Source organism: Qipengyuania mesophila (assembly GCF_019711655.1).
GTDB classification, from domain to species: Bacteria; Pseudomonadota; Alphaproteobacteria; order Sphingomonadales; family Sphingomonadaceae; genus Qipengyuania; species Qipengyuania mesophila.
Genome location: NZ_JAIGNU010000001.1, coordinates 938,998 through 951,980 on the forward strand (window position 1 = coordinate 938,998; position 12,983 = coordinate 951,980).

Here is a 12,983-nt window from a genome sequence, read left to right on the forward strand (position 1 = left end):
GCCAGCGAGCGACGATTTGCTTGACGATTCGGGAGGGCGCCGCTAAGTGCGCCGCTTTCCGGCGGCCCGTGCCGCCCTTTCGCACGCATTGTACAAGATTTCCGCCGCGCACGCCGTGCGGCCTGACGAGGACAGACATGGCCAATACGCCGCAAGCCAAGAAGCGCATCCGCCGCAACGAGAAGCGCGCCGAAATCAACGGCGCCCGCATGAGCCGCATCCGCAACTTCCTCAAGAAGGTGGAAGTCGCGATCGAAGGCGGCGACAAGGATAGCGCCCAGGCTGCGCTCAAGACCGCCCAGCCCGAACTGGCTCGCGGTGTCGCTCGCGGCGTGCTGCACAAGAACACTGCAGCGCGCAAGATGAGCCGCCTGACGAAGCGCGTCTCCGCTCTCTGATCTCACGCCGGTCGCAGACCGGTCTGACCATCATGCAAGGGGCTGCCGGTCGAACCGGCGGCCCCTTTGTCGTATTCCAGTTGCGTTCCGATACCGACCCGAAATGGCGGCGTAACATAAACCCAAGGAATCCCGCGATTCGCGAGGTCAAATTGGGTGAATTTAAATGAATCCATAGGCTTGAACGGGGGCCTGCGGCTTACACCCGAGTCAACAACTATATTTCATATTTTTTGCAGTTATCCCCCTTGCGACTCATCCGGCGGGCGACTTACACAATCGATCTCAGCCCGAGACGGGACAGCTTGGGCTCTTGGACATTCGATGATTGGGGACCTCTGGGGAACGCCGTTTTCCGGAGTGGGCGGAGCTGTGCCCGGCCTTACCAGTGATGAAAAAAATTAGCGTCGGGATCGTGAACCGGCCGGGGGTGATTGTGAATGCGTAGAATGACAGACAGCGGCGCGCAGAAGGCACAGGACGATTTGATGGAAGATCAGGAAGCGGTGAACCTCGCAGCGGACTGGGCTGACATCAGCCAGGGCCTGCGGAAAGATCTCGGTCACCAGCTTCACAGCCAATGGATCAAGCCGATCCAGGTCGGCGGGATCGACAAGTCCACCGGCACGCTCGACCTGTTCCTCCCGACAGAATTCAGCGCCAACTGGGTCAAGGACCGCTTCGCCGACCGGCTGAGCCTGGCGTGGAAGATCGCCCGCAGCGAGGTGCGCGACGTGCGCATCCAGGTGCACCCCGGCCGCCGCCAGGTCGCCGACCTGCGCCTGCACTCCGACGGACGCCGCCCGGCCAATGACGGTGCCGACACCTCGATGATGGCGATCGGCGCAGACACGCTCGGCGACACCGGTTTCACCAGCTCGGTCGGTCTCGACCCGAGCCTGACCTTCGCCGCCTTCATCACCGGCGAAGCCAATGTGCTCGCCTTCAACGCCGCGCAGCGCATGGGCGCGACCGAGAAGCCGCAATTCTCGCCGCTCTACCTCAAGGCCGCGACCGGCCAGGGCAAGACGCATCTGCTCCACGCGATCGGCCACAGCTTCCTGCAGGCGCATCCGCGCAGCCGCATCTTCTACTGCAGCGCCGAGCGCTTCATGGTCGAATTCGTCCAGGCGCTGAAGGCCAACCAGATGCTCGAGTTCAAGGCTCGCCTGCGCAGCTTCGACCTGCTGCTGGTCGACGACATCCAGTTCATCATCGGCAAGGCGTCGGCGCAGGAAGAACTCCTTTACACGATCGACGCGCTGCTGGCCGAGGGCAAGCGGCTGGTCTTCGCCGCCGACCGTGCGCCGCAGGCGCTCGACGGAGTCGAACCGCGCCTCCTCTCGCGCCTGTCGATGGGCCTCGTCGCCGACATCCAGGCGGCGGATATCGAACTGCGCAAGAAGATCCTCACCTCCAAGCTGGCGCGCTTCGCCCCGCTCGAAGTGCCCGGCGACGTGCTCGAATTCCTCGCTCGCACGATCACGCGCAACGTTCGCGAGCTGGTCGGCGGCCTCAACAAGCTGATCGCCTATGCCCAGCTGACGGGGCAGGAAGTCTCGCTGCAACTGGCCGAGGAACAGCTCACCGACATCCTATCGGCCAACCGCCGCCGGATCACGATCGACGAGATCCAGCGCACCGTGTGCCAGTTCTACCGCATCGACCGCAGCGAGATGAGCAGCAAGCGCCGCGCGCGTGCCGTCGTCCGCCCGCGCCAGGTGGCGATGTACCTCTCGAAGGTCCTGACCCCGCGCAGCTATCCCGAGATCGGGCGCAAGTTCGGCGGGCGCGACCATTCGACCGTGATCCACGCGGTCCGCCTGATCGAGGACCTGCGCCAGCGCGACGCCGACATGGACGGCGATGTGCGCAGCCTGTTGAGACAGCTCGAAAGCTGACGGGAAAACTCCGCAGCCCTTCGGGTCCGCTCCACAATCCATTCACCGCCCGCCGACAGGTCCATGCACAGACCTGTCGACAGGCGGCGTGCGAGGCGTCAAAGAGCCTCGCGTCATGCACAAACTCCAAAACCCGCCACGCAGCGATGTGGCGCTGCCCCCTTCCTTCGGCGCCGCGCTGCTGCGCGGGGCGCGCTGCCGCTGCCCGCGCTGCGGCGAGGGCCGGCTGTTCCGCGCATGGCTCAAGCCGGTCGATACCTGTCCGGTCTGCGCGCTCGACATCTCGGGGCAGCGGGCGGACGATTTCCCCGCCTATGTCTCGATCTTCGTTACCGGCCACCTGCTCGCCCCGGTGCTGATCATGCTGGTCAGTGATTTCGCGTTGTCGACCATGGCGATCATCGCCATCATCCTGCCGCTCGCCGTGATCTTCATGCTGCTGACGCTGCAGCCCGCCAAGGGCGGCGTGATCGCGCTGCAATGGTGGCACGGCATGCACGGCTTCCGCCGCGAACGCCTGTCCCAAAGCGGGGACGGGACCGAATGAGCCTCGAGCCCGAGCGCCTCGAACGCTTCGCGCGCCACATCGTGCTGCCCGAAATCGGTGGTGCGGGGCAGGTCGCGCTGGCGGGCAAGCATCTGGTGCTGGTCGGCCTCGGCGGGATCGGCAGCCCCGCGCTGCAATATCTCGCGGGCGCGGGAATCGGGAAGCTGACGCTGGTCGACGACGACCGCGTCGATGCGAGCAACCTCCAGCGCCAGACGCTCTACAACAGCCGCGACGTCGGCCATGGCAAGGCGGTGATCGCCAAGCGCTGGGTGACCGGTTTCGACCCCGCGCTAGACGTCGCGATCAGCGACCGGCGGATCACCGCCGAGAATGCGCACGAGCTGGTAGTGGGAGCCGATCTGGTGCTCGACGGGACCGACAATTTCGCCACCCGCCTCGCGGTCTCCGATGCCTGCGTGGCCGAACGTGTCCCGCTGCTCTCGGCTGCGGTGGGGCGCTTCCAGGGACAGGTCGGTGCGTTCGCCGGGCACTTACCCGACCAGGCATGCTACCGCTGCTTCGTCGGCGACGCTTTCGATGCCGAGGATTGCGATACCTGCGCCGAAGATGGCATGCTCGGCGCGATGGCGGGCTGGGTCGCGACCTTCGCCGCGCTCCAAGCGGTGCGCATCCTGTTGAAGGACGTCAGCGCGCTGGGCGAGGCCGACTGGGGCCGCGTCCACCTGCTCGACGGCCTCGCTCCGGCCATGCGCAGCTTCACCATCGCCAAGGACCCGGAGTGCCGGGCCTGCGGGTCAGCCGGCTAGGACCTCGTCGACCCACTGAGGCACGATTTGCGTTGCCGGGCCGTGGCGCGAGTCGTGGAACCAGCGCGAGCCCATGCTCGCCTCCAAATTGAGCTCGAGCGTGCGGACGCGCAGCGAGCGCGCATCCTGGACGAAGCCCGCGGCGGGATAGACCGCGCCCGAGGTGCCGATCGAGACGAACAGATCCGCCTGCCGCAGCGCGGCATAGATGCGGTCCATCTCGTAAGGCATCTCGCCGAACCAGACGACGTCGGGGCGCAGCGCGGGCGTGCCGCAGACGGGGCATCCGGGGCGGTCGATCAGCGTGCCGGTCCAGCGCGAGCGCGTGTCGCAGGCGGTGCACCAGGCATTGAGGTGCGTGCCGTGCATGTGCAGCACGCGGCTGGCCCCGGCCCGCTCGTGCAGATCGTCGACATTCTGCGTGACGATCAGCAAATCGCCGTCCCACGCGGCATCGAGCCGGGCGAGCGCCTCGTGCGCGGCATTGGGCTCTTTCGTCTGGATCGCCTCGCGCCGCTGGTCGTAGAAGCGCAGCACGAGGTCAGGATCGCGCGCGAAAGCCTCGGGCGTGGCGACGTCCTCCACCCTGTGCCGTTCCCACAGGCCCCCGGCGTCGCGGAAGGTGTCGATCCCGCTTTCGGCGGAAATCCCCGCCCCGGTGAGGATCACGATGTTGCGCATCTCGCTCATTTGCCTTCAAGTAGCGATGCGGTAGGGCATGTCAAAGACCGGCAGGGATCGCAGCCGGCAGGGAGACAGAATGGCGCGGATCGGGATAATCGGCAGCGAGGGCGCCATGGGTCACGCCCTCGCCCAAGTGATCGCCGCTACAGGGCACGAATTGTCGGGCGGCATCGACCGCGGCGGCTGTGCCGAGAAGCTGGCCGATGCGAGCGAGGTACTGGTCGATTTCAGCGCCCCCGCCGCGCTCTGCACCAATCTTCACGCGGCGATCGGCGCGGGCATCCCGATCGTCGTCGGCACCACCGGGCTCGAGGAGAAGCATCACCGCGCGATCGATGAGGCGGCGCGCGTGGTCCCCGTGCTGCAGACAGGCAATACCTCGCTCGGCGTGACATTGCTCGCGCATCTGGTGCGCGAGGCCGCGGCGCGTCTCGGCCCCGAGTGGGACATCGAGATCCTCGAGATGCACCACCGCCGCAAGGTAGATGCCCCGAGCGGCACCGCGCTGCTGCTGGGCGAAGCGGCGGCAAAGGGGCGCGGGATCGATCTCGCCGACAAGTCCGAACGCGGACGCGACGGCCATACCGGCGCGCGCAAGGAGGGCGCTATCGGCTTCGCCAGCCTGCGCGGCGGGACGGTGGCGGGCGAGCACAGCGTCATCCTGGCGGGCGAGGACGAGCGCATCACGCTGTCGCACAGCGCCGAAAACCGCAGCATCTTCGCACGCGGCGCGGTGCGCGCGGCCGAGTGGCTGGTCGGCAAGCCCGCAGGACGTTACACGATGGACGAGGTGCTGGGGCTGTGACCGCGCTGTCCGCCGCGACCTGCCGCTGGCACGAAGAGGGCGGCGGCGAAGCGACGGCGCAGCGATGCATCGCCTTTATCGAGGGCGTCGGCATCCCGGTGCGTGCGCGGGGCAAAGGCGAGCCGATGACCCAGCCCATCGAGGGGCTGGCGATCAGCAATGGCGCCATCGTGATCGATCCCGAAGTGCCGCTGTGGCCGGGCGACGTGCTCCACGAGGCGGGCCATATCGCGGTGACCGAGGCGGAGCGCCGCGCCACGCTGTGCAACCTCGAACCCGATCGTGGCGAGGAGCTGATGGCCATCGCCTGGTCCTATGCCGCGGCGCGGCAATGCGATCTGAACCTGCGCCAGCTGTTCCATCCGGAAGGCTACAAGGGCGGCTATGAATTCGCGGCTACTTGCTATGCAACCGGCCAGTTCATCGGCGCCGACGGGCTCGCCGAGCTCGGCATGACGATGATCGACCTGCGCAGCGCGCTGGCGGCGGGCGCGCCGACCTATCCCAACATGATCCGCTGGTTGCGCTGAGACGCTTCGCCGCATAGCCTGAGGCCGGGGAACCGGTAGGTTGGGGACAGCGAGTGGCGGGACTGCGCAAGACATTGCACGACCAGCTCTTCGTCGGGGCGCATCCCGACGGGCGGCTGACGCTGCTCAACCGCCTGCTGATCCTCGTCATCGTCGCCGCCGTCATCTCCGCCGCGCTCTCCACCGAGCCGACGCTGCCGCCGCAATGGCACCGCGGGCTGGTGCTGGGCGAGCTCGTATTCGGGGCGATCTTCCTGCTCGAATATTGCGCGCGCATCTATGCCGCGGCGGAGGAGCCGGGTGACGCAAGCAACTGGGCCAAGCGCTGGGCCTTCATCCGCTCGCCGCTCGGGCTGATCGACCTCTTCGTGGTCGTCTCCACTCTGCTTCCGCTGGTCACCGCCGACGCCGCCATGCTGCGTACGATCCGCCTGCTGCGCGTCTTCGCGGTGATGAAGTTCGGCCGCTTCAGCCGCGCGATCAAGGAGGTGTGGGGCGCCATCGCCGACCGCGCCGACGACCTGATCGTGACCGTCGCGCTGGCCTTCGTCTTCGTGCTGGTCGGCGCGACCGCGCTCTACATGATCGAGGGGCATATCCAGCCCGAGGTCTTCGGCTCGATTCCGCGCGCGCTGTGGTGGGCGGTGATCACGCTGACCACGGTCGGCTATGGCGATGCCTATCCGGTGACCGCGCTGGGCAAGGTCTTCGGCAGTATCCTGGCGCTGTCGGGCATCGCCTTCGTCGCCATGCCGACCGGGATCATCGCCTCGGCCTTTTCGGAAGCGATGCAGCGCCGCCGCGACCAGAAGATCGAGGAGATGCGCGCGCACCTTGCCAGACTCGACGAGATCGACGAGGCGGTCGAAGCCAAGCTCGCCGCACTCGAGAGGACAAGCAAGCCGCACCCATGACCAAGGACCAGATTTTCGAATTCTTCCGCCGGCTGGCGGAGGACAATCCCGCGCCCGAAACCGAGCTCGAATACGGCAATGCCTACCAGCTGGTGGTGGCGGTCGCGCTGAGCGCGCAGGCCACCGATGTGGGGGTCAACAAGGCCACCAGGGCGCTGTTTCGCGAGGTCCAAACGCCCGCACAAATGATTCAATTGGGCGAGGATGGGCTGAAGGAGCACATCAAGACGATCGGCCTGTTCAATTCCAAGGCCAAGAACGTCATCGCGCTCAGCCAGATCCTGGTCGACGAATACGACGGCGAGGTGCCCGACAGCCGCGAGGAGCTGGTCAAGCTGCCCGGCGTCGGCCGCAAGACCGCCAATGTCGTGCTCAACTGCTGGTTCGGGCAGGAGACATTCGCGGTCGACACGCATATCTTCCGCGTGGGAAATCGCACCGGGCTTGCCAAGGGCAAGACGCCCGAGCAGGTCGAGGCGAAGCTGGAAAAGCGCGTCCCCCAGCCTTTCCGCCTCGGCGCGCATCACTGGCTGATCCTGCATGGCCGCTATGTGTGCAAGGCGCGCACGCCCGAGTGCTGGCGGTGCCCGGTGGTAGACTTGTGCAGCTACCGGAAGAAGATGCTGGAGAAGCCGAAGGGGCGGTGAATCAGAAGCAGCCGTACTGGCATGCGAGCGCAATCATGAATCCCAATATCGCCGCTCCGCCGACGGGCACGTACAAGGCCGTCAGAACCGCCTTGGTCCATCGTCGGACTGGAATAATTTCGATGCCAATGAGGCCTGGTAAGAAATACGCGATGAAAATCAAAAGCGACGGAACTCTAGCAGAGCTATCGTAGTCTGGTGGACCGCTCTGCAAATAGACGATGGCGAATGGAACCACCAACGCGAGAAGCGCTCCCACGAACCAACGTTCTCGGCGAAATCTCGTAGGATAATCCTGATCAAACATCGTCCGCCGAGATCATCTCGGCGGTATCGATCTCGCCGGTCATCACCGCCACCGTCGTCGCCACCGCGGCGTCGCCGCTGACATTGGTGGTGGTGCGCATCATGTCCATGATCCGGTCCACCCCGGCGACGAAGGCGATCGTTTCGAGCGGGACGCCGACCGCGCCGAAGACCAGCGCCATCATGATGAGCCCTGCGCCCGGAATGCCCGCCGCGCCGACCGCGCCGAGCGTGGCGAGGATCGAGATCAGGAAATACTGCCCGAGCGACAGGTCCACTCCGAAGATCTGCGCCCCGAACAAAGTGGCGAGGCCGAGATACATCGCGGTGCCGTTCATGTTTATCGTCGCGCCGAGGCTGATGACGAAGCTCGCCACCGAATTCGAGACGCCGAGATTGCGCTCGGCACAGCGCAGCGTCACGGGCAGCGTCGCGTTGGAGCTGGCGGTCGAATAGCTCACCGCCATCGCATCGATGATACCGCGGAAGAAGTCGCGCACCGGCAGCCTGGCGAGGAATTTTATCATCGCCGAATACATCACGAAGATGATCAGCAGGCAGCCCGCATAGTTGAGCGCAACCAGCTTCGACAGCGCGATCAGCGCGTCGATGCCCAGAGTGCCCGCGACCCAGGCCATAAGCGCGAAGACGCCGAACGGTGTCAGCTCCATCACGATCATGGTGACCTTCTGCATGATCACGGCGCCGCTATCGAAGACCTTCTGGACGGGCTCGCCCTCTTCCTTGGCCATCAATATGCCGATGCCCACCAGCATGGAGAAGACGATCAGCGGCAGCACCGCGACGTCGGCCATCACCTGCACCGGGCTTTCGGGCACGATCGAGAGGATCATGTCGACCGCGGTGGTGGGGTTTGGTTCGGGCGTGGCGCCCATCTGGATCGCGCTGGTATCGACTCCCGCCCCCGGCTGCACGAAGGTGCCGAGCGCGAGGCCGAGCCAGACCGCGATCTGGCCGGTGACGACGAAGAGCAGCATCGCCCTGCCCCCGACCGCGCCGAGTTTCCTGAGATCGCCGATCGCCGCGACACCCGAGACGAGGCTGAAGAAGATCAGCGGGACGACCAGCATCTTGATCGACTTGATGAAGAAATCGCCGATCCACTTGATGCTTTCGGCCTCGGGGCCCCAGGCCCAGCCGGTGAGCACGCCAAGGATGAGCGCGGTGATGACGCGCTGCCACAGCGGAATTTCGAACCAGGTTTTCAGCATGCGGTGTCGTCTCCCTCGTTGGCGCATGGCTAGGGCAGTCGGCGCGAGTTGGGAAGGTCCACCTGCGTCAAACTCACAGCGTCGCCCCGGCCCCCGAGCCGGGGCCGTGCTTTCTTGCCGCTATGAGCCAGGCACAGGAAAGCACTGGCCCGGATCGAGTCCGGGCCGACGGAAGGTCAGGTGATGAGGCAATCGCGGGCAATCCGCGCGTAGATGCGGCTTAGCGTCGAAAGGTCCTCGATGGCCACCGCCTCATCGCGCTTGTGCATGGTTGCGTTGCACAGGCCGAATTCGATCACCGGGCAGACGGCGCGCAGGAAACGCGCGTCGGAGGTGCCGCCGGTGGTCGAGGGTTCGGGGTCGAGCCCGGTCTCCGCCTTCACTGCCGCGGCGATGATGCCCGAGAACTCGCCCGGCGGCGTCAGGAAGGGCTCGCCCGAGACGATCGGCAGGGCCGAGCCGCCGTGCTTTTCGGCGATCGCGATGACCTTGTCCGACAGCGAGGCGCCCGAGTGGCAATCGTTGAAGCGGATCGAGATGCGCGCCTTCGCCTTCTCGGGAATGACGTTGTGCGCCGGGTTGCCGACCTCGATCTCGGTAATCTCGAGGTTCGAGGGCTGGAACCAGTCGGTGCCCTCGTCGAGCACCAGCGCGTCGAGCTCGGCGAGCATGGCCACCAGCTTGGGGATCGGATTGTCGGCGAGGTGCGGATAGGCGACGTGGCCCTGCGTGCCCTCGACCTCGAGCCAGATATTGACCGAGCCGCGGCGGCCGATTTTCATCATGTCGCCGAGGCGGTGGACGCTGGTCGGCTCGCCGACGAGGCACAAATCGGGCCGGTGACCGTGTTCGCGCATGAAGTCGATCAGCGCGCGCGTGCCGTGAAGCGCGGGGCCTTCCTCGTCGCCAGTGATGATGAAGCTCACCGTCCCGGCATCCTCCGGCACATCCGCCACCGCATCGACCATGCAGGCGATCGATCCCTTCATGTCGACCGCGCCGCGCCCATAGAGCAACTCGCCGCGTTCTTCGGGATCGAAGGGCTCGGAAGCCCAGCCGCCGCCCGGCGGGACCACGTCGAGATGTCCTGCGAAGGCGAAATGCTTCGATCCCTCGGGTCCGCGCCGGATCGCGAAGAGATTCTCGACCGGCTCTTCAGGCGTGCCCTTCTCGCCCTCGCCGCGCGTGAAGCGCGTGACCTCGAAGCCGAGCGGGGCGAGCATCGCCTCCATTGCGTCGAACACCGGCCCCCTGGCCGGGGTGATGCTTTCGGCAGCCATCAGCCGCTTGGCGAGATCGAGAACATCGGTCATTCTGCACCCGCTAGCAGGAGTGCGCGACAATGCCCAAGCTCGATCTCGACGCCATCCCCCAGACCAATACGACCGGCTATCCCGCGCCCTTCGATGCCGAGGTAGAGGGACGCTGGTATCGCCGCCTCGCGCCCGCGGCGGGGCTCACGCAAATGGGGGCGAGCCATGTGACGCTGAAGCCGGGTGCCTATTCCTCGCAGCGCCACTGGCACCGGCTCGAGGACGAGCTGCTGGTGATGATCGCGGGCGAGGCGGTGCTGATCGAAGACGGCGGCGAAACCGTAGTCCGCGCCGGCGACGTGCTGGCTTGGGCGGCGGGGGTCGAGAACGGCCACCGGCTGCACAACCGATCGGACGAGGATTGCGTCTTCGTGGCGATCAGCGCGGGCGATGCGGACCGGGATTCGGGCGAATATCCCGATATCGACATGGTCTTCGATCCCGACGGCTACGCGCGCAAGGACGGCACACGCTACCCGACCGATCGCATTCCCTAATTCGCCTCGGGCTCGGGCAGCGGCCCCGGCTCGAAGGCGCGGTCGAGATATTCGGCCATGCGCAGGCCCGCCTGCAGCACGCGGCGCCGCGCGATCGGCGCCGAGCGCACGATCAGTTCCTGCGACAGCGCGGTCTCGCGCGGCAGCTCGCCTTCGCAGGGATCGCAGCCGAAGGTTTCGGGATAGACGAAGCTGCGCGCGATCTCCCAGCTCTCGCGGCCCCAGTCGGCGGCATGGCCGCCCGCCAGCTCGGCGCGTTCTGCCGCCGAATAGCGGCGCGCGATGGGCGGGTCGCCGCTGATCGCGCGCTCGGCGAGCGGGCCGTCCCAGATCCAGTGGAGATTGAGGCCCGGCACGATGCCGTAGTCGGCCTTGCGGTCGTTGCCGCCGCGATCGTCGAGATCGCCCGAGTGGAGCGGCATGTGGATGTCGCCGATGAAATGGACGAGGAAGGCGAGCGCCTCGACACGGACATTGTCGGGCAGGCTCTCGTCGGCAAGAATTCGCTCGTTGCGCTCGATCTGTGCGCTGACGCAATTGAGCCCCGAGCAGTTCTTGCGGGCGTCGTAGTCCTCGGTCACCGGCTCGGTCTGGTAATGCCACGCGAAGGTATGGCCCCAGCGCCAATATTGCCCGCGCAGGCAGTCGGGCCAGACGGCGGCGTCCTCGAGCGTGGCGAGCGCGCAATCGGGCGTGCCGAGCATGGGCGAAGCCTTGAGCAGGCGCGCGATCCTGGCCCGCGTGTCGGGGCGCACGTTCTCGAGCGCGATATCGGCGGTGACCGTATGCGCGTAGAAGCCCCAGGCCTGCGCCTGCGCGGGAAGCAGCAATGTTGCGAGCGCGGCGAGCGCCGCCAGTGCGTTCAGGCGATGGTTTCGTATTGTTCGATGACCCATTCTTCGTTTTCCGATGCCTCGATCCAGGTCTGCAGCCACTCGTGCTCCCACACCGCCTGCATATAGGCGGCGGCAAAGCCGGGGACCGGGATCTGATAGCTGATGAAGCGTGACACGACGGGGGCAAAGAACACGTCCGCCGCGCCGAAAGTGCCGAACAGGAAGGGGCCGCCGCTGCCGAAGCGGCTGCGTGCCTCCGCCCACAGGCCGAGAATGCGGAGAATGTCGCCGCGGCAGGCCTCGCTCGCTTCGAAACCGTCGAAGCGCTTGCGCACGTTCATCGGGCATTCGCTGCGCAGCGCCTGGTAGGAGGAGTGCATTTCCGCGACCATCGAGCGCGCCATGCCGCGTGCCACCGGGTCCTTGGGCCAGAAGCGGTCCCTACCGACCTTGTCGGCGAGATATTCGAGAATCGCGAGACTGTCCCACACCACCGCCTCCTCGTCCCACAGGATCGGCACCTTGCCCGAGGAAGGCTGCGTGCCGCCGTCGTTCGACTTGAGCTCGTCCCACGCCTCGCCGAACATCGGCACGGTGATCTCCTCGAACGAGACCCCCGACTGCTTGGCCGCGAGCCAGCCGCGCAGCGACCAGCTCGAATAGTTCTTGTTGCCGATGATCAGTTTCATGCCCGTGCCCACCTTTCGTGGGGCGCGGTAGAGGTTCAGCTTGGCGCTGTCGAGGCTGAACGGAGAGGCTAGGCGACGAACGACGGCTGGGCTAGACCAACGCCATGAGCCTGCGCCCCTTCCACCTCGCCTTTCCCGTCGACGACCTTGCCAAGGCCCGCGCGTTCTATGGCGAGGCGATGGGCTGCCGCGAGGGCCGCTCTTCCGACGAATGGATCGACTTCGATTTCTATGGCCACCAGATCGTCGCGCATCTCGCGCCGGGCCAGGCGGGTGACCGGGCAGCCAACCATGTCGACGGCCACGGCGTGCCGGTACCGCATTTCGGCATCGTGCTGGCGCTGGAGGACTGGCAGGAGCTCGCCGAGCGGCTGACTGCGGCGGGCGTCGAATTCGCGATTCCGCCGACCATCCGGTTCAAGGGGCAGCCCGGCGAACAGGCGACGATGTTCTTCCGCGATCCCAGCGGCAATGCGCTGGAGATGAAGGCATTTGCCGATGACGCGATGCTATTTGCGACCTGAAGTTCAGTCGACGACAGGGATGCCCGGCGGAGTATGGGTTATCTCGAAGCGGATGCCGTCCGGGTCCTTCATGAACAATGCGGTCGCGCCGCGCAGGTGCTGAATCTCGGGTACTTCGAAACCCGCCTCGGCCATCTGCTCGCGCACCATCTCGACCGTTGCGACATCGGGTGCCGCGAAACCGAGGTGGTTCATACCAGGTCCGTAGCGCTCGTAGTCGCTCGTATTTCCTTTGGCCTGCATGAACTGGAAGAAGAATCCTTCGCCATCGGTCCAGACGTGATCCTTGGGTTTGGAGAACCCGAGCAGCGGCAGAAGCGCATCATAATAGGGCATGCTCGCGCTCAGCGACCGCACCAGAACGGTGACGTGATCGATCTTCAGACTCAT

Annotated in this window: 16 protein-coding genes; 10 read left to right on the plus strand and 6 right to left on the minus strand. The window is 66.0% G+C overall.

Going from position 1 to position 12,983, the window contains the following annotated elements; genetic code table 11:
• Nucleotides 1–137: 137 nt before the first annotated feature.
• The 4 genes from rpsT (at nt 138) to K3181_RS04685 (ending at nt 3,616) form a co-directional block, all read left to right on the plus strand.
• Nucleotides 138–398: a 30S ribosomal protein S20 gene (gene rpsT, locus K3181_RS04670; RefSeq protein WP_221601287.1), complete on the plus strand. Its 261-nt coding sequence runs from the start codon at nt 138–140 to the stop codon at nt 396–398.
• A gap of 440 nt (nt 399–838) precedes the next feature.
• Nucleotides 839–2,299 carry a chromosomal replication initiator protein DnaA gene (gene dnaA, locus K3181_RS04675; protein ID WP_221601290.1) on the plus strand — a complete coding sequence of 487 codons (1,461 nt, stop codon included), beginning with the start codon at nt 839–841 and terminating at the stop codon, nt 2,297–2,299.
• Between the two features lie 115 nt (nt 2,300–2,414).
• On the plus strand, nt 2,415–2,846 hold the full coding sequence (locus K3181_RS04680) for a DUF983 domain-containing protein (protein ID WP_221601292.1): 432 nt from the start codon (nt 2,415–2,417) through the stop codon (nt 2,844–2,846).
• Entirely contained in the window at nt 2,843–3,616 is a 774-nt protein-coding gene (locus K3181_RS04685) for a HesA/MoeB/ThiF family protein (RefSeq protein WP_221601293.1), read from the plus strand. Before K3181_RS04680 ends, K3181_RS04685 begins: the two co-directional genes overlap by 4 nt.
• Here K3181_RS04685 and K3181_RS04690 read toward each other — a convergent pair.
• Nucleotides 3,605–4,306: an NAD-dependent deacylase gene (locus K3181_RS04690; protein WP_221601295.1), complete on the minus strand. Its 702-nt coding sequence runs from the start codon at nt 4,304–4,306 to the stop codon at nt 3,605–3,607. The two genes, K3181_RS04685 and K3181_RS04690, sit on opposite strands and share 12 nt — an antisense overlap.
• 70 nt (nt 4,307–4,376) lie before the next feature.
• Between K3181_RS04690 and dapB the strand changes: the two genes are divergently transcribed.
• From dapB to nth, 4 genes are read left to right on the plus strand one after another with little or no spacing between them, the layout of a single operon-like run.
• Entirely contained in the window at nt 4,377–5,105 is a 729-nt protein-coding gene (gene dapB / locus K3181_RS04695) for a 4-hydroxy-tetrahydrodipicolinate reductase (protein WP_221601297.1), read from the plus strand.
• Nucleotides 5,102–5,635 carry a hypothetical protein gene (locus tag K3181_RS04700; protein WP_221601299.1) on the plus strand — a complete coding sequence of 178 codons (534 nt, stop codon included), beginning with the start codon at nt 5,102–5,104 and terminating at the stop codon, nt 5,633–5,635. The genes dapB and K3181_RS04700 overlap by 4 nt, the downstream gene beginning before the upstream one ends.
• 53 nt (nt 5,636–5,688) lie before the next feature.
• Nucleotides 5,689–6,549 carry an ion transporter gene (locus K3181_RS04705; RefSeq protein ID WP_221601301.1) on the plus strand — a complete coding sequence of 287 codons (861 nt, stop codon included), beginning with the start codon at nt 5,689–5,691 and terminating at the stop codon, nt 6,547–6,549.
• The gene (nth, locus tag K3181_RS04710; protein ID WP_221601303.1) at nt 6,546–7,196 is read left to right on the plus strand and encodes an endonuclease III; all 651 of its coding nucleotides are present in this window, start codon (nt 6,546–6,548) and stop codon (nt 7,194–7,196) included. The genes K3181_RS04705 and nth overlap by 4 nt, the downstream gene beginning before the upstream one ends.
• Nucleotides 7,197–7,495: 299 nt before the next feature.
• Here nth and K3181_RS04715 read toward each other — a convergent pair whose 3' ends face one another.
• Both K3181_RS04715 and dapE read right to left on the minus strand, forming a co-directional pair.
• The gene (locus K3181_RS04715; RefSeq protein ID WP_221601305.1) at nt 7,496–8,734 is read right to left on the minus strand and encodes a dicarboxylate/amino acid:cation symporter; all 1,239 of its coding nucleotides are present in this window, start codon (nt 8,732–8,734) and stop codon (nt 7,496–7,498) included.
• Between the two features lie 176 nt (nt 8,735–8,910).
• A complete protein-coding gene (dapE, locus tag K3181_RS04720) occupies nt 8,911–10,047 on the minus strand; it encodes a succinyl-diaminopimelate desuccinylase (protein WP_221601307.1) in 1,137 nt (378 codons plus the stop codon).
• 29 nt (nt 10,048–10,076) lie between these two features.
• Here dapE and K3181_RS04725 point away from each other — a divergent pair, with 29 nt between their 5' ends.
• The gene (locus tag K3181_RS04725) at nt 10,077–10,544 is read left to right on the plus strand and encodes a cupin domain-containing protein (protein ID WP_221601309.1); all 468 of its coding nucleotides are present in this window, start codon (nt 10,077–10,079) and stop codon (nt 10,542–10,544) included.
• Here K3181_RS04725 and K3181_RS04730 read toward each other — a convergent pair.
• Together K3181_RS04730 and K3181_RS04735 are read right to left on the minus strand one after the other, a co-directional pair.
• Complete coding sequence (locus tag K3181_RS04730) at nt 10,541–11,440, minus strand: S1/P1 nuclease (RefSeq protein ID WP_221601311.1); 900 nt, start codon at nt 11,438–11,440, stop codon at nt 10,541–10,543. The genes K3181_RS04725 and K3181_RS04730 overlap by 4 nt on opposite strands.
• The gene (locus K3181_RS04735; protein WP_221601314.1) at nt 11,407–12,069 is read right to left on the minus strand and encodes a glutathione S-transferase family protein; all 663 of its coding nucleotides are present in this window, start codon (nt 12,067–12,069) and stop codon (nt 11,407–11,409) included. The genes K3181_RS04730 and K3181_RS04735 overlap by 34 nt, the downstream gene beginning before the upstream one ends.
• A 104-nt stretch (nt 12,070–12,173) precedes the next feature.
• Here K3181_RS04735 and K3181_RS04740 point away from each other — a divergent pair, with 104 nt between their 5' ends.
• Nucleotides 12,174–12,593: a VOC family protein gene (locus K3181_RS04740; protein ID WP_221601325.1), complete on the plus strand. Its 420-nt coding sequence runs from the start codon at nt 12,174–12,176 to the stop codon at nt 12,591–12,593.
• Between the two features lie 3 nt (nt 12,594–12,596).
• On the opposite strand, the gene K3181_RS04745 is transcribed toward K3181_RS04740, so the two are convergent.
• Nucleotides 12,597–12,983, minus strand: a complete 387-nt coding sequence (locus K3181_RS04745; protein ID WP_247714863.1) for a VOC family protein — start codon at nt 12,981–12,983, stop codon at nt 12,597–12,599.